Annotated in this window: 20 protein-coding genes and 1 other RNA gene; 11 read left to right on the forward strand and 10 right to left on the reverse strand. The window is 66.4% G+C overall.

From position 1 onward, the window contains the following. Positions 1–622: 622 nt before the first annotated feature. Positions 623–1,903, forward strand: a complete 1,281-nt coding sequence (locus tag LL964_RS00070; RefSeq protein WP_104586876.1) for an MFS transporter — start codon at positions 623–625, stop codon at positions 1,901–1,903. A 168-nt stretch (positions 1,904–2,071) separates the two neighbouring features. Here LL964_RS00070 and LL964_RS00075 read toward each other — a convergent pair whose 3' ends face one another. From LL964_RS00075 to LL964_RS00085, 3 genes are all read right to left on the reverse strand, one after another. Then, entirely contained in the window at positions 2,072–3,370 is a 1,299-nt protein-coding gene (locus LL964_RS00075) for a diguanylate cyclase (protein WP_167395275.1), read from the reverse strand. A gap of 98 nt (positions 3,371–3,468) precedes the next feature. Continuing rightward, positions 3,469–4,779 carry an NAD(P)/FAD-dependent oxidoreductase gene (locus tag LL964_RS00080; protein WP_104586877.1) on the reverse strand — a complete coding sequence of 437 codons (1,311 nt, stop codon included), beginning with the start codon at positions 4,777–4,779 and terminating at the stop codon, positions 3,469–3,471. Beyond that, a complete protein-coding gene (locus tag LL964_RS00085) occupies positions 4,779–6,158 on the reverse strand; it encodes a glutamine synthetase family protein (RefSeq protein ID WP_104586878.1) in 1,380 nt (459 codons plus the stop codon). The genes LL964_RS00080 and LL964_RS00085 overlap by 1 nt, the downstream gene beginning before the upstream one ends. A 385-nt stretch (positions 6,159–6,543) precedes the next feature. Between LL964_RS00085 and LL964_RS00090 the strand changes: the two genes are divergently transcribed. The 9 genes from LL964_RS00090 to LL964_RS00130 all read left to right on the forward strand — a co-directional run bounded on the left by LL964_RS00090 (position 6,544) and on the right by LL964_RS00130 (position 17,275). Further along, positions 6,544–7,929, forward strand: coding sequence for a glutamine synthetase family protein (locus LL964_RS00090; RefSeq protein ID WP_104586879.1), 1,386 nt, complete (start codon positions 6,544–6,546; stop codon positions 7,927–7,929). 451 nt (positions 7,930–8,380) lie between these two features. Further along, the gene (locus LL964_RS00095; RefSeq protein ID WP_104586880.1) at positions 8,381–9,496 is read left to right on the forward strand and encodes a polyamine ABC transporter substrate-binding protein; all 1,116 of its coding nucleotides are present in this window, start codon (positions 8,381–8,383) and stop codon (positions 9,494–9,496) included. A gap of 322 nt (positions 9,497–9,818) precedes the next feature. Beyond that, a complete protein-coding gene (locus LL964_RS00100) occupies positions 9,819–11,009 on the forward strand; it encodes an HlyD family secretion protein (protein WP_104586881.1) in 1,191 nt (396 codons plus the stop codon). After that, positions 11,006–12,592 carry an MDR family MFS transporter gene (locus LL964_RS00105; protein WP_104586882.1) on the forward strand — a complete coding sequence of 529 codons (1,587 nt, stop codon included), beginning with the start codon at positions 11,006–11,008 and terminating at the stop codon, positions 12,590–12,592. Before LL964_RS00100 ends, LL964_RS00105 begins: the two co-directional genes overlap by 4 nt. A gap of 4 nt (positions 12,593–12,596) precedes the next feature. Continuing rightward, complete coding sequence (locus LL964_RS00110; RefSeq protein WP_167395276.1) at positions 12,597–14,087, forward strand: efflux transporter outer membrane subunit; 1,491 nt, start codon at positions 12,597–12,599, stop codon at positions 14,085–14,087. Positions 14,088–14,259: 172 nt separating this feature from the next. Further along, positions 14,260–15,390: an ABC transporter ATP-binding protein gene (locus LL964_RS00115; RefSeq protein WP_104586884.1), complete on the forward strand. Its 1,131-nt coding sequence runs from the start codon at positions 14,260–14,262 to the stop codon at positions 15,388–15,390. 61 nt (positions 15,391–15,451) lie between these two features. Continuing rightward, positions 15,452–15,527, forward strand: a non-coding RNA gene (locus LL964_RS00120) — sX9 sRNA. Continuing rightward, positions 15,519–16,430: an ABC transporter permease subunit gene (locus LL964_RS00125; RefSeq protein ID WP_104586885.1), complete on the forward strand. Its 912-nt coding sequence runs from the start codon at positions 15,519–15,521 to the stop codon at positions 16,428–16,430. Before LL964_RS00120 ends, LL964_RS00125 begins: the two co-directional genes overlap by 9 nt. Beyond that, complete coding sequence (locus tag LL964_RS00130; RefSeq protein ID WP_104586886.1) at positions 16,427–17,275, forward strand: ABC transporter permease subunit; 849 nt, start codon at positions 16,427–16,429, stop codon at positions 17,273–17,275. The genes LL964_RS00125 and LL964_RS00130 overlap by 4 nt, the downstream gene beginning before the upstream one ends. Positions 17,276–17,428: 153 nt before the next feature. Here the strand turns inward: LL964_RS00130 and LL964_RS00135 are convergent, their stop codons facing one another. After that, on the reverse strand, positions 17,429–17,839 hold the full coding sequence (locus tag LL964_RS00135) for a hypothetical protein (RefSeq protein ID WP_167395277.1): 411 nt from the start codon (positions 17,837–17,839) through the stop codon (positions 17,429–17,431). A 236-nt stretch (positions 17,840–18,075) separates the two neighbouring features. Between LL964_RS00135 and LL964_RS00140 the strand changes: the two genes are divergently transcribed. After that, positions 18,076–19,467, forward strand: a complete 1,392-nt coding sequence (locus LL964_RS00140) for an NAD-dependent succinate-semialdehyde dehydrogenase (RefSeq protein WP_425478149.1) — start codon at positions 18,076–18,078, stop codon at positions 19,465–19,467. A gap of 279 nt (positions 19,468–19,746) precedes the next feature. Here LL964_RS00140 and LL964_RS00145 read toward each other — a convergent pair whose 3' ends face one another. The 6 genes from LL964_RS00145 to LL964_RS00170 form a co-directional block, all read right to left on the reverse strand. Then, a complete protein-coding gene (locus LL964_RS00145; RefSeq protein WP_104586887.1) occupies positions 19,747–20,748 on the reverse strand; it encodes a magnesium and cobalt transport protein CorA in 1,002 nt (333 codons plus the stop codon). 14 nt (positions 20,749–20,762) lie between these two features. Beyond that, on the reverse strand, positions 20,763–22,046 hold the full coding sequence (locus tag LL964_RS00150) for a lipoprotein N-acyltransferase Lnb domain-containing protein (protein ID WP_104586888.1): 1,284 nt from the start codon (positions 22,044–22,046) through the stop codon (positions 20,763–20,765). Next, a complete protein-coding gene (locus tag LL964_RS00155; protein WP_104586889.1) occupies positions 22,043–22,921 on the reverse strand; it encodes a CorC family transporter in 879 nt (292 codons plus the stop codon). Before LL964_RS00155 ends, LL964_RS00150 begins: the two co-directional genes overlap by 4 nt. 96 nt (positions 22,922–23,017) lie before the next feature. Beyond that, on the reverse strand, positions 23,018–23,536 hold the full coding sequence (locus LL964_RS00160; RefSeq protein ID WP_104586890.1) for a hypothetical protein: 519 nt from the start codon (positions 23,534–23,536) through the stop codon (positions 23,018–23,020). Then, positions 23,536–24,021, reverse strand: coding sequence for an rRNA maturation RNase YbeY (gene ybeY / locus LL964_RS00165; protein ID WP_104586891.1), 486 nt, complete (start codon positions 24,019–24,021; stop codon positions 23,536–23,538). Before ybeY ends, LL964_RS00160 begins: the two co-directional genes overlap by 1 nt. Positions 24,022–24,076: 55 nt before the next feature. Further along, entirely contained in the window at positions 24,077–24,739 is a 663-nt protein-coding gene (locus LL964_RS00170) for a hypothetical protein (RefSeq protein ID WP_104586892.1), read from the reverse strand. Positions 24,740–24,986: the final 247 nt, after the last annotated feature.

The following is a 24,986-nucleotide window of genomic DNA, read 5'->3' on the forward strand; positions in this document are numbered from 1 at the left end:
CATCCAGGAACGACGAGGGGCACGGGTCGAGCCAAAGGCGTCGTTGTGCGCACGCGGTGCCCTCACCGCTTGCGGGACACGCCGTAAACCCATCCCTGGGGGGCTCGATGGCGGCCTCCATGCCGCCAACGGTCCCGCAATCGGCGAGGTCACCGCACCAGAACGTTGGTCGGCGTTTTTATGCGAGCTGCTCGTGATACGCAGGCGGCGCAGCGCGGAGCAGCAAGCGGAGGTCGCCTATCGCTTGCACTGGCACACCGACCATTTCGACTGGTCCTTGCCCGCTCGCCGTCGCGGGACCTTACGCGGCATGGATGCCGCGTAAGAGCTACAGGGATGTACTTGCGGCGTGTCCCGCGACGGTGGGCGGGCAAGGACCCTTCAGCAAACGACAGCGCTTTAGCGGGACACAGTCGCAGCGATGCCATAAAGCAGGCGCTCTGCAACCGAAGCACTTTGAGGAACAGCTAGCGATACCTCGCCGGCCGCCTTGGGCGGGCAAGGAAGGCCTGCCCATAGCACCGTCGGTCCCGCCTGTAACTTTTTACCAGCCGGTCCGCTCGCGCAAAGCGCAGTCGCGATCTGCCAGAATCGGCCGTCTCGTTCCCGGATGCCGCCCCCGATGACTGCCGCCGCGCCGCTTGTCACACCCTCTAATTCGCCTGCGCGCGTGCTGTTTGCCAGCCTGATCGGCACCACCATCGAGTTCTTCGATTTCTATATCTACGCCACTGCCGCGGTGCTGGTGTTCCCGACGCTGTTCTTTCCGGCGGGCGACGGCAGCGCGGCGATGCTGCAGTCGCTGGCCACCTTCGCGGTGGCCTTCATCGCGCGTCCGGTGGGCTCGGCGGTGTTCGGGCATTTCGGTGACCGCATCGGCCGCAAGGCCACCCTGGTGGCGGCGCTGTTGACGATGGGCCTGTCCACGGTGGCGATCGGCCTGCTGCCGGGCTATGCGCAGATCGGGGTACTGGCGCCGGCGTTGCTGGCGGTATGCCGCTTCGGCCAGGGCCTGGGCCTGGGCGGCGAGTGGGGCGGAGCGGTGTTGCTGGCCACCGAGAACGCACCGCCCGGCAAGCGCGTGTGGTACGGCATGTTTCCGCAGCTCGGTGCGCCGCTGGGTTTCTTGTTGTCCACCGGCACCTTTCTGGGCATGGGGGCGTTGTTGGACGATGCCGATTTCATGGCCTGGGGCTGGCGGGTTCCGTTTCTGGCCAGCGCCCTGTTGGTGATCGTCGGCCTGTGGGTCCGCCTGAGCATCACCGAGACACCGGATTTCCAGAAGACCCTGGATCGCGACACGCGCGTGCGCCTGCCGTTGGGCACGGTGATCTCGCAGCATTGGCCCGCCCTGATCGTCGGCACCCTGGGCGCGTTCGCCACTTTCGTGCTGTTCTATCTGATGACTGTGTTCGCGCTGGGCTACGGCACCAAGAGCCTGGGCTACGACAAGGAGCAGTTCCTGCTGCTGCAGATGGCTGGCATCGTGTTCTTCGCGCTGGGCATCCCGTTGTCGGCGAAGTTCGGTGACCGGCACGGCGCGCCACTGGCGATGATGCTGGCCAGCATCGCCATCGTCGCATTCGGGTTGGCGTTTGCACCGCTGTTCCAGGCCGATCACCCGCTGCAGGTGCTGGCCTTTCTGTCGCTGGGATTCTTCTTCATGGGCCTGACCTACGGGCCGTGCGGAACGCTGCTGGCGCAGTTGTATCCCACCGAGGTGCGTTACACCGGTGCTTCGCTGTCGTTCAATCTGGCCAGCATCCTGGGCGCGGCGCCGGCGCCGTATGTCGCCACCCAGCTGGCAGCGCGCTACGGAGTGCAGGCGGTGGGGTATTACCTTGGCGGTGCGGCGGTGCTGAGCCTGTTCGCGCTGATGGTGGCGCGCAGCTCGCGTCGTTGAGAGGGTCTTGCGTGGACGCGTCTATGGATTCGCAGGAACGCACACGGGCGCGGCGGGCTTGTCGGAAGAGCTTCATCGCGCCCGGGAGCGCTCCTGCAAGGCGATCGCTGTGCCCAGCCGGAGCCGATCCGAGGTGCGCTTGAAAGCGCAGTGCCGTTGCGGCGGCGATCAGCTCGCCAGACGGACCTGGTTGCGGCCGCCGGCCTTGGCCAGGTAGAGATATTTGTCGGCTTCGTTCAACAGGTGATGCAGCGACTGGTCGCCTTCGGTCGCGATGCAGACGCCGATGCTCACCGTCATGCTCAGCGTTTCATCGCCGATGCGCACGCGTAGCGCGCTGATGCGTTCGCGCAGGGTTTCGAAATAGCTGGCGGCGTTGGCCGCATCCAGCCCCGGCACCAGCAGGCAGAATTCCTCGCCGCCGAAGCGTGCCACCAGGTCCTGCGGACGCGCATGCCCGGAGACCGAAGCGGCCACCGCACGCAGGGCCTGGTCGCCGGCTTCGTGGCCCCAGGTGTCATTGATGTGCTTGAAGTGATCGATATCCAGCATCGCCGCGGTGACGGTCTGTTCCTGCGACAGCAGCTTGGGGATCACCCGCTGGCTCTGTTCCAGGAAGTAGCGCCGGTTCGGCAGGCCGGTGAGGAAGTCGCGCGTGGCCAGGTCCTGCAGCGTGCCGATCAATTCCAGCTGGTCCACGTTCTGCGAAACGCGGCAGAAGAATTCCTCGCGCGAGAACGGCTTGCGCAGGAAGTCGTTGGCGCCGTTCTTCAGGAAGCGCGGGATCAGCGACGAATCGCTGTTGCCGGAGATGCCGATCACCGCCACCTTGTCGCGCGAGCGGATCGCACGCAGCCGGCGGGTGAATTCCACCCCTTCCATGCCGGGCATTTCCTGGTCGACGATGGTCAGGCGGATGCCCGGATCGCGCTCGATCGCCTCCAGGCCGGCCGCACCGTCGGCCGCCAGCACCACCCGGTAGCCGTACATCGACAGCAGCGCGGCGGCATAGGTGCGTGCGGACAACGAATCGTCCACCACCAGTGCGCCGATGCGGCGATTGCGTTCCAGGCGCTGCACCAGCCAGGCCAGGTACTCGATGCTGCCCGGTGCGTTCTTGAGCACGTAGTCGATGATCTGCTGCTGCAGTACGCGCTGGCGCAGATCCTCGTCGTAGACGCCGCTGACCACCACGGTGGGCAGGTTGCGCGACAGGAAGAACTCCACCACCTTGTCGCGATCGCCGTCCACCAGCACCAGGCCGGTCAGGACCAGGAACCAGCCGTCTTCCTCGTCCAGGACACGCGCCGCTTCGGCCAGGGTCGAAACGACCGTGACCGGCAGTTCCACGCGTTGCTCGATGGCTTCGCGCAGCATGCTGGTGAACGTACGCGAGTTCTCCACAAGCAGCACGCGCTGCGGCAGGACTGCGCTTTCACTGTTGCGATTTAGGGTGCCTGGGGACATCGGTTGGCCGTGTGGATCGAACCGTCAGACCAGCTAACGGCTCGGCCCGCAAAAACTTGAGCGCCTTGTCGCAGCCTGCACGGTGCCGGCGGCGGTCGTCACCACAGTGCGTCGCGCAGCCGGTACCAGCTCATGGCCGCCACCAGCAACGGGGTGCGCAGCCGTTGTCCGCCGGGGAAGGGCCGGTGCGGGATGCGCGCGAACACGTCCAGCCGCCGGCTCTGGCCGGCGATGGCTTCGGCGATCACCTGGCCGGCCAGGCCGGTCGCGGCGACGCCGTGGCCGGAGAAGCCTTGTGCGAAATACAGGTTCGGTGCGAGCCGGCCCCAGTGCGGGGCGCGGTTGCGGGTGATGTCCACGTAGCCGCCCCAGACGGTGTCCAGCGACACCTCGCGCAGCTGCGGGAACACCGTGTGCATGCGCCGGGTCATCAGCGCATGCAGCCGCAGCGGCGGGCGCGCAGAGTAGCTGGCGCGCCCGCCGAACAGTAGCCGGTGGTCCGCGCTGAGGCGGTAATAGTCCAGCGCCCAGTTGGTATCGGCCACCGCCATGTCGTTGCCGATCAGTGCCCGTGCACGCGCCGCGCCCAGCGGCGGCGTCGCGCCGACATAGGTGCCCACCGGCATGATCCGCCGCTCCAGCTGCGGGGCGACGCCATGCAGCAGGGCATTGCCCGCGATCACTCCGAAGTCTGCGGTGACGTCGCCGTGGACGGTCTGCATGACGACCTGGGCGCCGTGCTTGAGCCGGGTCACCGCAGAATCTTCGAAGATGCGCACGCCGGCGGCCAGCGCGGCGCGCGCCAGGCCGAGCGCGTAGGCCAGCGGATGCAGGTGGCCGCTGGCGGGATCGAACATCGCGCCCAGGTACAGCGGGCTGTCCAGCACTTGCCGCAGACGCGCGCGGTCCCACCATTCCAGCGGGTAGTCGTAGCGCTCGGCCATGCGCACGATGCCGTGCTGCAGGGCGCGCATCTGGCGCGGCTTCAACGGCACATGGGCGTGCCCGTCGCGCCAATCGCAGGCGATGGCGTAGCGCTGGATGCGCTGGCGCAGCCACTGCATGCCCTCGCGCGAGAAGTCGAACAGCAGCCTCGCATCGGCATCGCCGACCAGCGTTTCCAATGTCTCCTGCTCGCAGCCATAGCCGACGATGGCTTGGCCGCCATTGCGCCCGGACGCGCCCCAGCCGATGCGCCTTGCCTCCAGCACGACGACCCGGTAGCCGGCTTCGGCCAGGGCCAGGGCGGCGCTCAGGCCGGTGTAGCCGGCCCCGAGGATGCACACGTCGGCGTGCCGATCGCCCTGCAGGCGCGGCTGTGTGGGCAGGGCCGGCGTGCTGCGTGCGTACCAGCTGTCTGGATAGCCGCTACCTGGCGTGTCGCTGGACGCTGCGGCCGGGCTGTCCATCACACGGTGCGCAGGTACCGGGCGTAATCCAGGTCCGGCACCAGCGCCTGGTAGTCGAGCAACTCGCGTTGCTTCTGCTGGCCGAACACATGCTGGAACTGCGTGCCGAACCGGGAGCCGATGAACGCGTTGGCCAGGAAGGCATCCACCGCGCCCTGCCAGGTGCGCGGCCGGAATACCGATTGCGCGTAGGCATTGCCGGTCACCGGGGCAGTGGGCTCGCCGGGGTGTTGCAGCCCATCCAGCATGGCTGCCAGCACCGCGGCGGCCACCAGGTAGGGATTGGCATCGGCGCCGGCGATGCGGTGCTCGATACGGGTGTTGCGCGCATCGCTATGCGGGATGCGCAGCGCCACGGTGCGGTTGTTGAAGCCCCAGCTGGCATCCAGTGGCACGAAGGCATTGCTGACGAAGCGGCGGTAGCTGTTGGCATGCGGGGCGAACAGCAGCAGGCAGGCATCCGCGTGCCGCTGCAGTCCGGCAAGGGCATGCCGCAGCGGAGCGGCGGGCGCCTGCGCGGGGCCGGCCAGCACGTTGTTGCCTTCGCCATCCAGCAGGCTTACATGCAGATGCAGGCCGCTGCCGGCCTGGCCGGAAACGGGCTTGGCCATGAAGCTGGCGAGCGTGCCTTGCTGCTGCGCAATGGCCTTGATGGTGCGCTTGAGCAGGATCGCCTCGTCGCAGGCAAGCAGCGCATCGGCGCGATGCTGCAGGTTGATCTCGAACTGGCCAGGCGCGTACTCGGCCACCGCGGTGTCGGCCGGAATGCCCTGCAGCCGGCAGGCGGCGGTGACCGCATCGGTGAAGCCACGCTGATCGTCCAGGTCCTGCAGCGCATACACCTGGGTGCTGGCGCTGCGGATGCCGGTGACCGGGTCGCGCGGCGTCTGCGGGCGGCCCTGCCCATCGGGCAGCGCATCGAACAGGTAGAACTCCAGCTCCACCGCAATCACCGGGGTCAAGCCGAGCGCGGCGAAGCCGGCCAACACCCGTTGCAGCACCGCGCGCGGCGCCACCTCGAACAGCTGGCCCTCCGGGGTGTGCATCGCCAGCAGCAGCTGCGCCATCGGCTGCGGGGCCCACGGCACCGGCCGCAGCGAACCGGCGATCGGCCGGCAGATGCGGTCGGCATCGCCGATTGCATACCCCAGCCCGGTTTCTTCCACGGTCGTACCGGTGATGTCGGTGGCGATCAGCGACATCGGCAGGCACACGCCATCGCGATACACCTTGCCCAGCGCGTCGGCGGTGATGCGCTTGCCGCGCAGCACACCGTTGGTATCGGGCAACACCAGATCCACCGATACGCATCCGGGAATGCGCGCCAGGGTCGCGGCATCGGCAGCGGGCAGGGATGCGACGGAGTTCTCGGAAGCCATGGGCACCACCTGCGAAGTCGCTGCCCAGCCTAGCAAAGCGGGTGTGAGCAGGGCGGGGGATGCATCGTGTTGCGGGCAATGGTCGCAGGCGAGGACACTGGCACGCATCTGCCACACCGGACGGCCCGATCCTGGTCTTCGCTGGCCCGGATCTGCCGGCCATGCGAGGGCATTCGATATGGCGTGTCACACAGTCAGCGTTCTACCGTGCCATCTTGGCGCGTGTCATGCACCGGGAGGTCGGGGCGAGGCAGTCAGTGGCGTACCAGGCGGGCGCCGCGCTGCCGCTGACGACCGGTGCCTCTGTTCGACGTGCCTGATACGCTCAGGGGACGTCGATCAGGCCTGTCGCCATCATGCCGCCCAGCGCGGCCAGTGAGGTCGTATGTCGCTTCGCACACGTTCGCGCATCGCCACGCCCAAGCAGCCGGAAAGCGCCTTGCGGCGCTGGCTCAAGGAACGCCATATCACCGAAGTCGAATGCCTGGTGCCGGACATCACCGGCAACGCCCGCGGCAAGATCATTCCGGCCGACAAGTTCTCGCACGACTACGGCACCCGGCTGCCGGAAGGCGTCTTCGCCACCACCGTCACCGGCGACTTCCCGGACGATTACTACGCGCTGACCTCGCCGTCGGACTCGGACATGCAGCTGCGCCCGGATGCCTCCACCGTGCGCATGGTGCCGTGGGCCGCGGACCCCACCGCGCAGGTCATCCACGACTGCTATACCAAGGGCGGCGAGCCGCACGAACTGGCGCCGCGCAATGTGCTGCGGCGTGTGCTGGACGCGTATGCGCAGGTCGCGTTGCAGCCGGTGGTGGCACCGGAGCTGGAATTCTTCCTGGTGCAGAAGAATACCGACCCGGATTTCCCGCTGCTGCCGCCCGCCGGGCGCTCAGGTCGGCCGGAAACCGCGCGGCAGTCGTATTCCATCGACGCGGTCAACGAGTTCGATCCCATCCTGGACCTGATGTACGACTACTGCGACGCCATGCAGCTGGACGTGGATACCCTGATCCACGAATCCGGTGCGGCACAACTGGAAGTCAATTTCACCCATGCCGACGCCCTGTCGCGTGCGGATCAGGTGTTCCTGTTCAAACGCACCATGCGCGAGGCCGCGCTGCGGCATGGCGTGTACGCGACGTTCCTGGCCAAGCCGATGGAAACCGAGCCGGGCAGCGCGATGCACATCCATCAGAGCCTGCTGCATGCCGGCACCGGTAAGAACGTGTTCAGCGGCAAACGCGACGGCGGGTTCAGCGACACCTTTGCGCATTATCTGGGCGGGTTGCAGAAATACATTCCGCTGGCGATGGGGCTGCTGGCGCCCAACGTCAATTCGTACCGGCGGCTGATGTTCGGCGAAGTATCGCCAAGCAATGTGCTGTGGGGTTTCGACAACCGCACCTGCGGGCTGCGGGTGCCGATCGATGCGCCGCAGAACATGCGGGTGGAAAGCCGCTTCGCCGGCTCCGACGCCAATCCGTATCTGGCGATGGCGGCGACATTGGCCTGCGGGCTGCTGGGCATCCGCGAGAAGCTGGAGCCGACGCCACCGATCGACAGCAACGGAAAAGAGCAGGGCTACGACTTGCCGAGATCGTTGGGAGAAGCACTGGATGGCCTGGAAGGCTGCGAGGCGTTGCAGGAATTATTGGGCGCACGGTTCGTGCGGGCTTACATCTCGGTGAAGCGAAAGGAGTACGAAACGTATTTCCGGGTGATCAGTTCGTGGGAGCGGGAGTTCTTGCTGTTGAATGTGTGAGCGCTGTGGCCGAGACCCGTGCCGGGCGTTGCCCTTCTTCCGCCGGGAAGGTGTGCAGGCCGCGGAGGTGGCGAGATGTTTCCTTCTCCCGGCGGGAGAAGGTGCCCGAAGGGCGGATGAGGGCGACGCAAGTGGCACGGCACCCGGTGTGTGCGGCAGTGGCATTGGAGAACCTGCGCCTGCTGCAGGACGAAGGCAGCGTGGACACCGCGCGGACGCAGCGTGCCCCGTCTCTGGCGCAGCGCCGGGCCGTTACGCAACGCGCGCGCAGTCGATGGCGGTGATGGCGCGACGGTGCGATCGTTGCGCCAGCCGCATGCACGCCTCCGCCCCCGGCACACACGGCGCGCTTGCCCGCTGCACGAACCATGCTGGGCAAACCCGTGCGCCATGCGTAGGCTGACGATGGGCCGCATGCCGGCCGCACCGCCCCGCCGCTCTGGAGATCCGTATGACGCTGCGATTGCTCGCCCTGTTGCTGTCCATCACCCTGTTGTCCGGCTGTGGCCGTCGTGACGCGCAAGGCGACGCGGATGCGCAGGCCAAGGTCCTCAACGTCTACAACTATTCCGACTACATCGCCGAAGACACCATTCCGGCCTTCGAGAAGAGCACCGGCATCAAGGTCACCTACGATGTGTTCGACAGCGACGAAATGGTGGAAGCCAAGTTGCTGGCCGGCGGCAGCGACTACGATGTGGTGGTGCCCACGCTCAACTTCTTCGGCCGGCAGATCCAGGCCGGTGTGTTCCTGCCGCTGGACAAGCGCAAGATTCCCAACCTGGCCAATCTCGATCCGGACGTGATGCGCCGCATCGCCGCGCAGGACCCGGGCAATGCCTACGGCGTGCCCTACATGATCGGCACCACCGGTATCGGCTACAACGTCGACAAGCTCAAGGCGATCTTCGGCACCACCGACGTGGCCAACAGCTGGGATCTGGTATTCAAGCCGGAGAATCTGTCCAGACTCAAGGACTGCGGTGTGACCATCCTGGACACGCCCTCGGACATGCTTCCGATCGCGCTGAACTACCTCGGACTGGATCCGCACAGCACCGCGCCGGCAGAGATCGAGAAGGCCGCCGCCCTGATCAAGACCATCCGCCCGTATGTACAGAACTTCCACTCCAGCCAGTACGTGAGCGCGTTGGCCAACGGCAATACCTGTCTGGCGGTGGGCTGGTCAGGCGACATCATCCAGGCGCGCGATCGCGCAGTGGAAGCCGGCAACACCATCAAGGTGGCCTACGCCATCCCGAAGGAAGGCGCCCCGCAGTGGTTCGACATGCTGGCCATTCCCAAGGATGCCAGGCATCCGGAAAACGCCTACGCCTTCATCAATTATCTGCTCACGCCCGACGTGGCCGCGGCCAACACCAACTTCATCCACTACGCCAACCCGGTGCGCACCGCCACGCCGCTGGTGGATGCGGCGATCCGCAATGACCCCACCATCTACCCGCCGCCGGAGGTCACCGCAAAGATGTTCACCTATGCGATCAATCCGCCCGAGGTAGACCGCTTGTATACGCGGCTATGGACGGAGATCAAGACCGGTCGTTGAGCTGAGCGAAGCGCTTTGTGCATTGGCGAAGCGGCACGCTGGTCGCCGGTCGGGCGGGTCGCGTCGAATGGCCGCGTGGTGACGTGCGTGCGGCCTCAGCACATTCCCCGCCGCGGCGCATGTGGGGCGTTGCCAATGCCGGGTAGGCATTCGTCCCGGCCGCTCGCAGTGCCGCATCCTGCGAACCCAAGCGGTTGCTGACCGGGGTCGTCACACAATCTGTACCGGGCAGTTCAAATAATTGTATGGTTGCGCCGCCTTCCGGGATTCGCAGTCGCGGCATCCCTCGCGCGCTACGCCCACGACACACAGGACGCTTCCCTTGAGCAACCACGATCAGCAGTCCAATGACGGCCATGCGCCCGCGACCGGCGCGCAAACCGAGGATGCAGCACCGCCCAAGCCTTCGCCGTTGAAGAATCCCAAGGTCAGATGGACGCTGATCCTGGTGGGCGTGGTGGTGCTGGCGCTGCTGGCGATCTGGCTGGCCTATTACCTGATCAAGGGCCGCTACATGCAGGACACCAACAACGCCTACCTGCAGGCCGACTCGGTGGCGGTGGCGCCGCGCGTCAGCGGCTATGTGACCAAGGTGCTGGTGGGCGACAACCAGATCGTGGAGGCCGGCCAGCCGCTGCTGCAGATCGACGACCGCACCTACCAGGCCACCCTGCAACAGGCCGAAGCAGCGATCGCCGCGCGCCAGGCCGATATCGCCGCCGCCACCGCCAATGTCGCCGCGCAGGAATCAGCGCTGGTGCAGGCACGCACCCAGGTCAGCGCGGCCGCCGCCAGCCTGAAATTCGCCCAGGCCGAAGTGAAGCGCTTCGCGCCGTTGGCCGCCTCCGGCGCCGACACCCACGAACACCAGGAAAGCCTGCAACACGAACTGGCGCGCGCCCGCGCCCAGTACGATGCCGCGCAGGCGCAGGCCGCCGGCGCGCAGAGTCAGATCCAGGCCAGCACTGCGCAGCTGGAGCAGGCGCAGGCCGGCCTGAAGCAGGCCACGGCCGATGCCGACCAGGCCCGTGTCGCGGTGGAGGACACCCGCCTGACCAGCCGGATCCGCGGCCGCGTCGGCGACAAGACCGTACAGGAAGGTCAGTTCCTCGCCGCCGGTACCCGCACCATGACCATCGTGCCGCAGCACTCGCTGTACCTGGTCGCCAACTTCAAGGAAACCCAGGTCGGTCTGATGCGCCCGGGCCAACCGGCCGAGATCGAGGTCGACGCGCTGTCGGGTGTGAAGCTGCACGGTCAGGTGGAAAGCCTGTCTCCAGGCACCGGCTCGCAGTTCGCGCTGCTGCCGCCGGAGAATGCCACCGGCAACTTCACCAAGGTTGTGCAGCGCGTGCCGGTACGCATCCGCGTGCTGGCCGGCGAGGAGGCACGCAAGGTACTTGTGCCGGGCATGTCGGTGGAGGTGACCGTCGACACCCGCTCGGCCAAGGACACCAAGCAGCGCGCCGAAGAGGAGTCCGAGCGCGTGCAGGAGCAGGAGCGCGCGCGATGAACGCAGCGGCCGCCACCGGCGATGGCGCCGGCGGCAGGGTGGGCCGCGGAAAGGCCGATATGAGCGCATGGCTGGCGGTGCTGGCCGGCACCATCGGCTCGTTCATGGCCACGCTGGACATCTCCATCGTCAATGCGGCCCTGCCCACCATCCAGGGCGAGGTCGGCGCCAGCGGCACCGAAGGCACCTGGATCTCCACCGCCTACCTGGTTGCCGAGATCATCATGATCCCGTTGACCGGCTGGTTCGTGCGCACGCTGGGCCTGCGCAACTTCCTGTTGATCTGCGCGGTGATGTTCACCGCCTTTTCGGTGGTCTGCGGGTTGTCGACCACGCTGACCATGATGATCATCGGGCGGGTGGGGCAGGGCCTGGCCGGTGGCGCGCTGATTCCCACCGCGCTCACCATCGTGGCTACCCGCCTGCCACCCAGCCAGCAGACCATGGGCACCGCCTTGTTCGGCATGACCGTGATCATGGGCCCGGTGATCGGGCCGTTGCTGGGCGGCTGGCTGACCGAGAACGTCAGCTGGCACTACGCGTTCTTCATCAACGTGCCGATCTGCGCGGGCCTGGTGGCACTGTTGCTGCTGGGGCTGGAACACGAGAAAGGCGATTGGGCCGGCCTGCTCGACGCCGATTGGCTGGGCATCTACGGGCTCACCGCCGGCTTGGGCGGGCTCACCGTGGTGCTCGAGGAAGGCCAGCGCGAGCGCTGGTTCGAATCCAGCGAGATCAACACGCTGAGCCTGATCGCGCTGAGCGGCTTCATCGCGCTGGTGGTCGGCCAGTTCCGCAAGCGCGCGCCGGTGATCCACCTGTCGCTGCTATTGCATCGCAGCTTCGGCGCGGTGTTCATCATGATCATGGCGGTTGGCATGATCCTGTTCGGCGTGATGTACATGATTCCGCAGTTCCTGGCGGTGATCTCCGGCTACAACACCGAGCAGGCCGGCTACGTGCTGCTGCTGTCCGGGCTGCCGACCGTGCTGCTGATGCCGATGATGCCCAAGCTGCTGGACGTGGTGGATGTACGCATCCTGGTGATCGCCGGGTTGCTGTGCTTCGCTGCTGCCTGCTTCGTCAATCTGGAGCTGACCGCCGACACGGTGGGCATGCATTTCGTCGCAGGACAGCTGCTGCAGGGCTGCGGGCTGGCGCTGGCGATGATGTCGCTCAACCAGGCCGCGATCTCCTCGGTGCCGCCGGAACTGGCCGGCGACGCATCGGGCCTGTTCAACGCCGGCCGCAACCTGGGTGGTTCGGTGGGCCTGGCGCTGATCTCCACCTTCCAGGAGCGCCGCATGACCTTCCACACCGAGACCATCGGCAGCTCGATCACCGCCAACGCCCCGCGTGCACAGGAAGCGCTGGCCGGCCTGAGCGCGCAGATGCAGGGCAGCGCGGGCGGCGAGGCGGCGATCCGCTCGGTCGCGCAGTTTGCGCGCGTGGTGCAACAGCAGGCGCTGGTGATGACGTATAGCGATCTGTTCTGGATCTTCGGCATGATCGTGGTGTGCACGATCCCGCTGGCCTTTTTGCTCAAGCCGTTACCGAAGGGGACGCACCTTGCGATGCATTGATTCCATGCGCCTGCTCCGCATGCCGCTGGCCGCGGCGTTGAGCGCCGTCGTCCTAGGCGGCTGCATGCTCGGCCCCAATTACACCAAGGCACCGGCCGTCGCCGACGCGGCCATGCAGGCGCCGGCCCTGCACCGCGCCGGCGGCGCCGAGGTGGTGGCTGCCGCACCGTTGAACCACTGGTGGGAAGAGCTGCACGATCCGACCCTGACCCAACTGGTGACCCAGGCGCTGGCCGACAGCCCCAACCTGCGCGCCGCGCAGGCACGGCTGCGTGCCAATCGTGCCCTGGCCCGTCAGCGTCGCGCCGAACACCTTCCCAAGCTCAATGCCAGCGCGGTGTATGCATATGCCGAACCGCCGCAGTCCATCGTGGACACGCTGGGTGGCCTGCAGAACGGTCAGCAGGGGCAACCGCCCGCGCAAGACAGTCAGGCGCTGGATCTGGAAAAGACCCAGATCTACAGCGCCGGCTTCGATGCCAGTTGGGAGCTGGATTTGTTCGGCCGCCGCCGCCGCGCCGCCGAAGGCGCATTGGCCCAGGCGCAGGCGTCCGAAGCCGAATTGGCCGACGCGCAGGTGCAGCTGGCCGCCGAAGTGGGGCAGGTGTACCTCAACTACCGCGGGTTGCAGGCGCGGCTGGCGATCGCCGATGCCAACCTGGACAAGATCCGCCAATCGCTGCAGTTGATGCAGCAACGCCGGACCCAGGGCGCGGCGTCGGATCTGCAGGTCGAGCAGATCGCCACCCAGGTGCAGCAGCAGCAGGCACAGCGCCTGCCGCTGGAGATGCAGGCGCAGGAAGCGCTGGATCAACTGGCCTTGATGGTCGGTCGCGAGCCCGGCGCGCTGGATGCACAGCTGAGCGCACCGCAGCCGCTGCCGATGCTGCCGACCCAGGTGCGTGTGGACGATGCCGGCGCGCTGATCCGCCGTCGCCCGGACATGCGCAAGGCCGAGCGCGAGCTGGCCGCCTCCAGTGCCCAGATCGGTGAGGCACTGAATGGCTACTTCCCGCAGGTGACCCTGTTGGGCGGCCTGAGCTGGGTGGCCGGTTCGCCGAGCGATTTCAATTCCGACGCGCGGACCATCCTGGCGGTACCGATGCTGCGCTGGTCGATCTTCGATTTCGGCAAGACGCGTGCACAGGTGGAACAGGCGCGCGCAGGCAATGCCGGGCGCGAGGCCGCCTACGAGGCGGCCGTGCTGGGCGCCTTGCAGGATGCCAATGCTGCGCTGTCGCGGTTCGGCTCGGCACGCAAGCAGCTGGTGGTGGCGCGTCAGGCCGAGGCCTCGGCCACGCGCTCGGCCGGGTTGATGCAGCAGCGTCGCGATGCCGGTGCCACCTCGTCGATCGATCTGCTGGACGTGCAGCGTCAGCAGTTGTCGGCACAGGATGCCGCCGCCCAGGCGCAGGTGCAGCTGCTGGTGAACTATGTGGCCCTGCAGAAGAGTCTGGGATTGGGCTGGAGCGAGGCGTCGCAGCAGCGGCGCTGAAGCGCTGGCCGCCGCTCGTCGCGCGGTTGCGTCTGGCCGTCGATAGCGGTAGGCGATACGCTGCTCGCGCGCCGTACTCGGACAGCGGACACTGCAGCCGACCCCGGCTCTGTCATGATGGCGCGCAGACTCCGTGCAGGGCGCCTGCCTCTGCCGCAATCGAAGAGCACCCATGTCACTGCCCGAGGCCATGTCGTCACCTTCCAGCCCTGTGGATGCCAGCTACCTGTTCATCGATACGGTGCGCAAGGAGTTCGACGGCGTCGTCGCGGTGGACGATGTCAGCCTGCAGATCCGCAAGGGCGAGATTTTCGCGCTGCTGGGCGGGTCGGGCAGCGGCAAATCCACCTTGTTGCGCTGCCTGGCCGGTTTCGAGCGTCCCACCAGCGGGCGCATCGCACTCGATGGTCAGCGCATCGACGCGCTGCCGCCCTACGAGCGGCCGATCAACATGATGTTCCAGTCGTACGCGCTGTTTCCGCATATGAGCGTGGAGCAGAACATCGCATTCGGTCTGAAACAGGAAGCGTTGCCGAAGGCTGCCATCGCTGCGCGCGTCGGCGAAATGCTGGAGCTGGTGCAACTGGGGGCATTGGCACGGCGCAAGCCGCATCAGCTGTCCGGCGGCCAGCAGCAGCGGGTGGCACTGGCGCGCTCGCTGGCCAAGCGACCCAAGCTGCTGTTGCTGGACGAGCCGATGGGCGCGCTGGACAAGAAGCTGCGTGCGCAGATGCAGCTGGAGCTGGTCACTATCATCGAAAGCTCCGGCGTCACCTGCGTGATGGTCACCCACGACCAGGAAGAGGCGATGACCATGGCCACGCGCATCGCGTTGATGGACCAGGGCTGGATCCGGCAGGTCGGCACGCCGGACGAAATCTACGAACAGCCGGCCAACCGCTTTGCGGCCGAGTTCATCGGGTCGGTCAACCTGATCGATGCGGTGATCGCCAACCATGCGCCGGATCACGTCGTCCTGCAGACGCCCGCATTCGCCGCCCCCATCCGCATCGGCCATGGCATCACCGGTTTCGAAGGTCAGGCGGTGGCATTCGCGCTGCGTCCCGAAAAGCTCGCCATCGCCAAGGAGGAGCCGCTGCAGCCCTGCAACAAGGCGCAGGGCGCGATCGAGGACATCGCCTATGTCGGCAGCCATTCGGTGTACCACGTGCGTCTGCCCAGCGGCATCAAGCTGATGGTCCATGTCGCCAATCGCCAGCGCTGGGCCAGCGAGGCGCTGCGCTGGGGCGATGCGGTCTGGGTGGAGTGGGGCGAAGACGACGGCGTGGTGCTCACCGCATGAGAGCGGCCAGCAAAACTACTGCGCAGCCGCCAGAAGGGCGCAGCCGGTGCTCGGAATCCTCATGTACCAACCGTACACTGCGGTTCCTCCGCGCCGTCCGCACCCCCCTGGCGACTGCTCGCTACGTTTTGCTAACCACTCTCCGCCGCGGGTTGCCGGGTGCGCGCTGGGGCGTGATCGCCGCACCGTATCTGTGGCTGCTGGTGTTCTTCGCGGTCCCGTTCCTGATCGTGCTGAAGATCTCCTTCGCCGAGCGCGTCACCGCGATGCCGCCGTACACGCCGTTGTTCGCGTACGCGGCCGACGGTGCGCTCAGCGTCAAGCTGCACCTGGGCAACTACCTGGCGTTGCTGCGCGACAGCCAGTACGTGGCCGCCTACCTGAGTTCGATCAGGATCGCGGCCATCTCCACCGCGCTGGCGTTGCTGATCGGCTACCCGATGGCGTATGTGATCGCGCGCCTGCCGCCGGCCACGCGCAACGTGGCGATGATGCTGGTGGTGCTGCCGTCGTGGACATCGTTCCTGATCCGCGTCTACGCCTGGATCGGCATTCTCGATGGTAATGGCTTGCTCAACCGGGCGTTGCTGGCAACCGGCGTGATCGAACAGCCCCTGCAGTTGCTGTACACGCCGGTCGCGGCCTATATCGGCATCGTGTACTGCTATCTGCCCTTCATGGTGCTGCCGCTGTACGCCAACCTGGTCAAGCACGATCGCCGCCTGCTGGAGGCGGCCTACGACCTGGGCGCGCGGCCGTGGCAGGCGTTCGTGCGCATCACCTTGCCGCTGTCGCGCAACGGCATCGTGGCCGGCTGCATGCTGGTGATGATTCCGGCGGTAGGCGAGTTCGTCATTCCGGAAATGCTTGGCGGCCCGGATACCTTGATGATCGGTCGTGTGTTGTGGGGCGAGTTCTTCAACAACCGCGACTGGCCGGTGGCGGCGGCGGTGGCTACCGTCATGCTGTCGGTATTGCTGGTGCCGATCGTGATCTTCCACCGCTACCAGCAGCGCGAGCTGGAAGGGCGGCTGACATGATGCGCGCCTCGCGCAGCGGGCGCGTACTGGGGGGCGGCATCCTCGCCCTGGGGTTCGGATTCTTGTATCTGCCGATCCTGTTGCTGATGGTCTACTCGTTCAACGGCTCGCGTCTGGCCACGGTGTGGGGCGGCTTTTCCACCCGCTGGTACGGCGAGCTACTGCGCGACCGGCAGTTGCTGGACGCGGCCTGGGTCAGCCTGGAAGTGGCGTTCTGGACCGCATGCGCGGCGACGGTGCTGGGTACGCTGGCGGCGATGGCGATGGTGCGTCTGCGTCGGTTCCCGGGAAAAACGCTGTTCGGCGCGCTGATCACCGCGCCGCTGGTGATGCCGGAGGTGATCATCGGCCTGTCGACCCTGTTGCTGCTGGTCGCGATGGGTGGCGTGCTCGGCATCGCCCCGCGCGGTGCGGTGGCGATCTGGGTGGCGCATGTCACCTTCACCGTGTCGTTCGTGACGGTGGTGATCTCTTCGCGGCTGCGGGAACTGGATCGCTCGCTCGAAGAGGCGGCGATGGATCTGGGCGCCACCCCGCTGAAGGTGTTCTTCCTGATCACCTTGCCGATCATCGTACCGGCCCTGGCCTCGGGCTGGCTGCTGGCATTCACGCTGTCGCTGGACGACGTGGTGATCGCCAGCTTCCTGGCCGGGCCCAGTTCCACCACACTGCCGATCAAGGTGTTCGCCTCGGTGCGGCTGGGCATCAGCCCCAAGATCAATGCGCTGGCCACAGTCATGGTGCTGGCGGTCTCGATCGCAGCGGTGATCGGCTGGTGGCTGCTGGCGCGCAGCGAAAAACGCCACCTGCGCGATGCGCAACTGGCGCGACAAGCCATTGGCTGAGCGCGCCAGCCTTGGGGCACCGAATGCACTCCGGCAGTCGGCCACCAGATGGACGCAGTGCCTGAGCCACCGGCATGCACGAAGGCGGCAGGTCGGTTCCGAATGCCGACAGCGCCTGTCGGCCGATGAGCGCAACAGCTCGATCGGCGGCGCCTACTTGGCAGGCGGCGTATAGCCGTTGTCCCAGGGCTGCGGTTTGGCCAGGTAGCACTGATACTCGGCCCTGATGGCGTAGCCGTGCTGCTCGAATCCGGGTTGCTCGTCGGCGCGGTCCTTACGATTGTTCTTGTCGTCGTCCTTGGACTTTCGCTTTTCGGGAAAGAGCGCGACCATGTTCGGCGACGAACGCGCAGTGATGAGTTGGCGGATCGCGGTGTCCGCGCAGGCACGCTGTGCCTCTTCCTCGCAGGGGTGTCCGGGATCCGGCTGCAGGCTGGTACAGCTGACCGTCACAAACCCGGCCGGGCCGGGCCGCGGGCCCCGCAAGAGGTCCTGAACGAAGGCGCATCCAGGCAGGTAGGTGCTGGTGCCAAGGACAACCAGGGCAACGAGATTCCGGCGCATCGTGGTGGACGTCCATGAATGGATCTGCCGATAGCGCGATGCTAGAACACTTTGCATGGTCGGAACATGGATAGGTCTGGCCTCGCTCGGTGACGTCGTCCTGGAAGTGGCATCCGGATGCCCATGAGGCTCGCGTTGCACGCTGGAGGTGCGGCCGCGCGCTGCGGCGCCGACAAACACAGCGTTGCACCGATTTCAGGCGGTTGTGACGCGGCTGCAACTTTCCGGCGACTAGCATGGCGGCCTTGCTATTGGAGACCGCCATGTCCTACGACACCGTGAACCCGGCCACCGGCCAGGTCGAGCACACCCAGCACACCCTGGACGCTGCGGGCATCGAAGCGCGCCTGGCCGCGTCGGCGCAGGCATTCCCCGCCTGGGCGGCCTTGCCGCTGGCCGAGCGCGGCGCGCTGCTGCGCCGTGTAGGCGAAGAGCTGACCCGGCGGCGCGAAGACCTGCAGCGCATCATGACTGCGGAGATGGGCAAACTGCGTGCCGAAGCCCTGGCCGAGGTGGACAAGTGCGCGCAGGCCTGCTCGTACTATGCCGAACATGCGGCCGACTACCTGGCGCCGCGCCAGATTCCCACCGAAGCACAGTCGAGTTACGTACGCTACGAGCCACTGGGCTGCGTGTTCGCGGTGATGCCGTGGAATTTTCCGTTGTGGCAGGCGTTCCGGTTCCTGGCCCCCGGTTTGATGGCCGGCAACGTCGCCCTGCTCAAGCACGCCAGCAATGTCCCGCGCTGCGCCGATGCAATGAAGGACGTGCTGGATGCGGCCGGTATTCCGCCAGGCGTGTTCGATGTCCTGCATATCGATAACGATCAGGCCGCGGATGTCCTGCGCGACGAGCGCATCGCCGCGGTGACCTTGACTGGCAGCGAGCGCGCGGGACGCTCGCTCGCCGCCAATGCCGGCGATCAACTGAAGAAGTGCGTGATGGAACTGGGTGGCAGCGATGCCTTCATCGTGCTCGACGATGCGCAGCTGGAGCACACGGTGGACTCGGCGGTGAGCTCGCGCTTCGACAACAGCGGGCAGACTTGCATCGCGGCCAAGCGTTTCATCGTGGTGGACGCCATCGCCGACCGCTTCATCGAACGCTTCGTCGCCGCGGCATCTCAGCGCGTGGTTGGCGATCCACAGCAGGAAAGCACCACCCTGGCACCGATGGCGCGGGCCGACCTACGCGACGAATTGCACAAGCAGGTACAGGCCAGTGTGGAGAAGGGCGCCAAGGTATTGCTGGGCGGCGAACCGGTGGCCGGCTCGCATGCAGGGTATCCGGCCACGATCCTCGACCACGTCGCGCCGGGCATGCCGGCGTACGAGGAGGAATTCTTCGGCCCGGTGGCGTCGATCATCCGCGTTGCCGACGAAGCAGAAGCGGTGCGCGTGGCCAACGACACCAGCTTCGGCCTGGGGGGCAGCGTCTGGACCGCGGATGCCGGGCGCGGCGAGCGCGTGGCCCAGCAACTGCAATGCGGCGCCGCCTTCGTCAACTCCGTGGTCAAGAGCGACGTACGCCTACCGTTCGGCGGCATCAAGCGTTCGGGCTTCGGCCGCGAACTGGCCGACCACGGCATTCATGAGTTCATGAACATCAAGACGATCTATGTGGCTTGAGGGCCGGGATTGGTGATTAGGGATTAGGGATTCGCAAACGCCAGCGTGCTTCCTTCTCCCGCCGGGAGAAGGTGCCCGAAGGGCGGATGAGGGGCGCATGAGGCGCTGCTTGGCTTACGCCTGGGCAAAAAGAAACCAGCAGACATTGAATAGTCTGAGCGAAACGATCAATGCAACAGCGATCGAAACACAACCGTCGCTCAAGCTGGATCCGCGATCAGCAAACCCGCTCAACCAATCCCGAATGCCGACTCCCAAATCCCGGGCCGCAAAGCGGCCCTAAAGCCACCGCGCCCGCTTGAACAGGCGATACAGCACCAGGCAGGAGGCGACGATGCCACCAACCAGCAACGGGTAGGCGTAGGGCTTGTCGAGTTCGGGCATGTGGGTGAAGTTCATGCCGTACCAACTGGTGATCAGGGTCGGCGCGGCCAGTAATGCAGCCCAGGCGCCCAGACGTTTCACCGTCTCGCCTTGCGCCAGTGTCACCATCGACAGATTGACGCTGAGTGCGGTGCCCAGCATTTCGCGCAGGGTGTCGATGGCGTCGTTGATGCGCACTGCATGATCGAGCACGTCGCGCAGGTAGATGCCCACCTCCGCGTGGATCAGCGAGCCAGGGTTGCGCTTGAGGTGCGAGAGCACGTCCTGCAGCGGCGCCACCACCAGTCGCATCTTGTTGAGTTCGCGCTTGAGCTCGTACAGGCGTACCACCGTCTCGCGCTTGTAGTCGTCGGCGAAGATGTCCTTTTCCAGGCGCTCCAGCGTGTCGCGGAACTCGTCCATGATCGGCAGATAGTTGTCGACCACGAAATCCAGCACGCCGTACAGGCAGAACGATGCGCCCATGTGCAACATGGCCGGCTCGCGTTCCACGCGATGACGTACCGGCGCGTACGACAGCGATGCGCCGTGGCGCACGGTCAGCAGGAACCGCTTGCCCAGGAACGCATGCGTTTCGCCATAGCGGATGCGTTCGTTGACCAGCTGCGCGGTATTGACCACCACGAACAGCGAGTTGCCATAGCTCTCGGCCTTGGGCCGCTGGTGCGCCTTCAACGCATCCTCGATCGCCAGATCGTGCAGCCCGAATTCGTCGCGCAGCTTGTGCAGCACCGATTCCTGCGGCTCGTACAGCCCCACCCAGACGAAGCCGTCGGCAAGCTGCAATACATCGCTGATCTGTTCCAGGCTGATGTCGTGGCGCTTGCCCTCGCCGTCGTAGTAGGCGCAGGTGATGACGCAGGACGGGTTGTCCGGATGGCGGCCGTGGCTGTTCATGGGCGCATCCTGGATCAGCGCCCGCGCAACGGCAATGCGTGCGGCCGCAGGGCCATCGCGAGCGCGGCGTGGATCGGCAACAGCAGCATCACCCACTGCAGGTTGTCCTGGGCCTGGAACGACAGCCAGTGGATCACCAATGCCAGCAGCGCCCCGGCTGCCACCAGCCAGGACAGCACATTGAACCAGCGTCCCGGCCGGTGGCCCAGCTGCAGCCGGATGCCACCGAACCACAGCAGCACGCACAGCGGGTTGACCAGCAACAGGTTGCGGTTGGCCCACGCGGATTGATGTGCGGTAAAGCCCCACAGATACACCAGCAGGCCGCCACCGACGGCGCACAACAGCCAGAACGGCAGTGCCAGCCCGGCCAGCAGCCGCTGCCGGCGGCGCAATGCCAGCACGCCGGCGGCGACCAGCGTGCCGGCCAGCAGCCAGGGCCACCAGTGCCGCTGCTGTTCGGCAGGCTCGGGCGCGATCCGGTGCGGCAGCAGGACCTGGGTGGATTGCACCAGCGGCCGGCCGGCGCTGTTGTGCACCTGGGTCAGGCTGTCGGCCAGCCGCATCGGCACGAAGGCCTCTTCCCAGCGCGATAGCGGGCGGTCGGCGTAGGGGCCAAGCCCGAGATCGAAGCCCAGCCACATCCACGGCGCGGGGGAGGCCAGGCGTACCGCTTCGCTGCGGTAGGTATTGCCGCGCGAGCGGCCGGCCAGTTGCGATTGCAGCGTGCCGCCCATGGCGCGATCGAGCGCATCGCGCACCATCGTGGCGCAGTTGGCTTCGAAGTAGTCGTAGTGGTAGCGCGCGTTTTCGGGTCGGCTGCGCACCGCCAGGGCGTCGGCGAGCGTGCGTGCCTGCTCGGGCGGCAGATCCAGCCACTGGATGCTGACCCCGCGGCCGGCGTTGCGATATTGCGACAGGTCTTCTTGCAGCGGCAGCGCCACCAGGTAATACATCATCTCGCCACGCGCGAAGCGCGGCACGAAGTCCGGCTCACTGGGGTCGAAGAAGCCGAAGTTGTACGAAGTGGCCTGTCCGCTGACCGGGTCCATCACCACGATGGCGTCGTGTCCGAAGCGCTCGAAGAACACTTCACCCGGCTGCATGGTCAGCACGCCGACGCGTGGTGTCGCTGCGGGGGCGGGAGCAACGCCTTGCGCAGTCTGGCCTTGGGCAGCCTGGGCCGGGGCAAGCGGGGTCACCAGCAGGGTCAGCAGGAGCAGCGCGCAGCAAGCGGCCCATCGCCAGGCGCCAGCGCGCTGCGGCGCCGTGCAGGTACTGCGGGTGGGCTGGTTCAAGCGTCGTCCTGCGGGTCTGGCGGCAGGATGGTGACGTGGAAGGCGTGCACGCGGCGCGCGTCGGCCTTGGCCACGCGGAACGCGAACCGTCCCAGCGTCAGTTCCTCGCCGGTTTCCGGCAGATGCCCGATCGCATCGGTGACCAGGCCACCGACGGTGTCGTACTCGTCGTCGGGGAATTCGGCGCCGAAGCGCTCGTTGAAGTCCTCGATCGGGGTCAGCGCATCGACCACGTAGCGGCCGTCGGCCTGGATCGCGATCAGCGAATTCTCTTCCTCGGCGTCGTCGTGCTCGTCGTCGATCTGGCCGACGATCTGCTCCAGCACGTCTTCGATGGTGACCAGGCCGGCGACGCCACCGTATTCGTCCACCACGATCGCCATGTGGTTGCGCGAGAGGCGGAACTCCTTGAGCAGGACATTGAGCTTCTTGGACTCGGGAATCAGCACCGCCGGGCGCAGCAGCTCGCGGATGTTACCGGGCCCGTTGTCGGCGACCACGCCGCGCAGCAGGTCCTTGGCCAGCAGGATGCCGAGCACCTCGTCCTTGTTCTCGCCATGTACCGGGAAGCGCGAATGGCCGGATTCGACCACCTGCTTCATCAGGTCGATGAAGCGCGCCTCCACCGGCAGCGACACCATCTGCGAGCGCGAGATCATCACATCGCCCACCGTGAGTTCGGCGACGGCGATCGCGCCTTCCATCATGCGCAGGGTGTCGGCGGCGATGAGGCCGTCCTGTTCGGCGGTTCGCAGCAATGCGACCAGTTCGTCGCGGGTGTGCGGTTCGCCGGAGAAGGCCGCGCTCAGGCGTTCGAGCCAGCTGCGGCGTTTTTCTGGGGGATCTGAGCTGTAACTACTGTCGTCTTCGGACATCGTGACGGGGAACGGCACCCGGAGAACCAGGCATTGGCCGCCAGTCTAGCAGGAAGCCAAGCGCGCACGCTGTGGAGGCGGCGCCTGCCCCGGCTCTCAGGGCAGGTCCAGGCTATAGCCGCAGCCGACCACGGTCTTGCCGGGGTGGGATTTGACGTTGGTCACGCTGAGCACGATCGATTCGATCATCGCCTCGCCGGTCTTGGGGTTGGTGGTGTCGTCGCTGACCAGCTCGCGGCCGTACATGACCTTGTCGGCGTTATCCACGCCCAGTTCCAGCGCCAGCTGCTTGGCCAGCGGGCGCGGATCGGGCAGGTCCAGGATCGCCATGATGCTGGCGCCGGAAAACGCGATGTGGTTGGTAGTATGGCCGAACACGCTGATCGGCGTATTGAGCGTGTATTCGGTCATGAACAGGTTGGACTGATCCAGCGGCGTCCACCCCAGCGCCACCGCTTTGAGCGGGTCGGTCAGCACGGGCGCCAGCGCGTTGAAATCGCCGATGCGCTGGCGGCATTCGATCAGCGCCGGCAGGTCGGGGCGTACCGGCGTGGTCTGCGCCAGCGCGGTTGCCGGACTCAGCAGCAGGCAGGCGGCGGCGAGCAGGGCGCGCATCATCGCTCCTCCGCATACGGGTCTTCGATGCCCAGGTCGGCCAGGATCTCGCGCTCCAGCTGTTCCATTGCATCGGCCTCCTTGTCGTCCTCGTGATCCCAGCCGAGCAGGTGCAAGGTGCCATGCACGGTCAGGTGCGCGTAGTGCGCGGCCAGCGACTTGCCCTGATCGGCCGCCTCGCGCGCTACCACCGGTGCGCAGATCACCAGATCGCCCAACAACGGCATCTTGACCCCCTTGGGCAGGCCTTCCGGCAGCTCGGCCGGAAAGCTCAGCACGTTGGTGGCGTAGTCCTTGCCGCGGTAATGGTGATTGAGCGAACGGCCCTCCTTCTCGTCGACCACACGTACCGCCAGGTCGGCCTCGCGGATGCGTCCCTTCAGGGCCGCCGCCACCCACTTGCGAAAGCTCACCGACGACGGCAGGCCGGCGCGCGGCAGCGCATAACTGACGGCGACGTCGAGGCGGACCGGACCTTTGGTCATGGCAACACCAGCAATTCAGTTCGGACAGGACCGACAGTATCGCGCGTGTGTTGCCTCACTGCGACTTCCACTCGCTGGGGTCATAGGCGATTTCGATCACCTCGGCTGTCTTGACCAGCGCTTCGATGCCTGCCTGCTCGGTCGAGCCGTGGCAATTGAAGCCAAGATGAGTTTTGATTTGGCGCGCCATCTCTACGGCGCTTTGATCGGGCGTGGCCTTGGCATCGAGGTGGACGGTGAGATCCGCGCACCCGCCAATATTGCTGACCTGGATGGCCGGTACGAGCGCGCGCGCAGCCTGGTCGGCGAGTGCCTCGAACGTGGTCTGCGCGATTGCTTGCTGCGCTGCCGATACCCGCACCTTGATGTAGTACAGCTGCTTGTAGACCAGGTAGCCGTTGGACAGTAGCGGCATGGCGGACGAGGACAGGTCCATGCTGAGCCGCAGCTTTTCCCCAACGATGCGTTCGGCGTCCGCAATGGCCGCGATCACCTTGGCATCCACTGCATTGGCCGGAACGTTTTTCGGGGCATCGTCGCTGGTCAATACAAACCTGGCCTGGTCCAGCTCGTCCAGCCGCGAATAGGTGCCTTGTGTGCGCGCCGCGTCGAGGTCCTTGCGAAAGGCGACCATGCCGTGCTCGATGGCCTCGGCTTGAGCGCGTTGCCCGGCCGGATAAACGAACACATCGATATTCAATTCCGGATGCCCAGCCATCGCGTAATGGAATCCGGCCCCCGAGACCTTGGCTGCCGGGTTGTAGGAGCTGCGGGCGAGCGTAAATGGACCAACGTTCCTCGGCGCGGCCAGGTAACTGGTCTCGATGTAAGCGCGCGAGGATGCTGGGGGCTCGTCTGGCGCGGCCGACAACGCAACCGGGGCAACACCCAGCATGCAGGCGAAGAACAACACGCGACAACCGGCCATGAGCACCTCCTGTGCAGAACAAGGTTGCGAGTGTAGC

Source organism: Xanthomonas melonis, from assembly GCF_020783655.1.
Taxonomy (GTDB): Bacteria; Pseudomonadota; Gammaproteobacteria; order Xanthomonadales; family Xanthomonadaceae; genus Xanthomonas; species Xanthomonas melonis.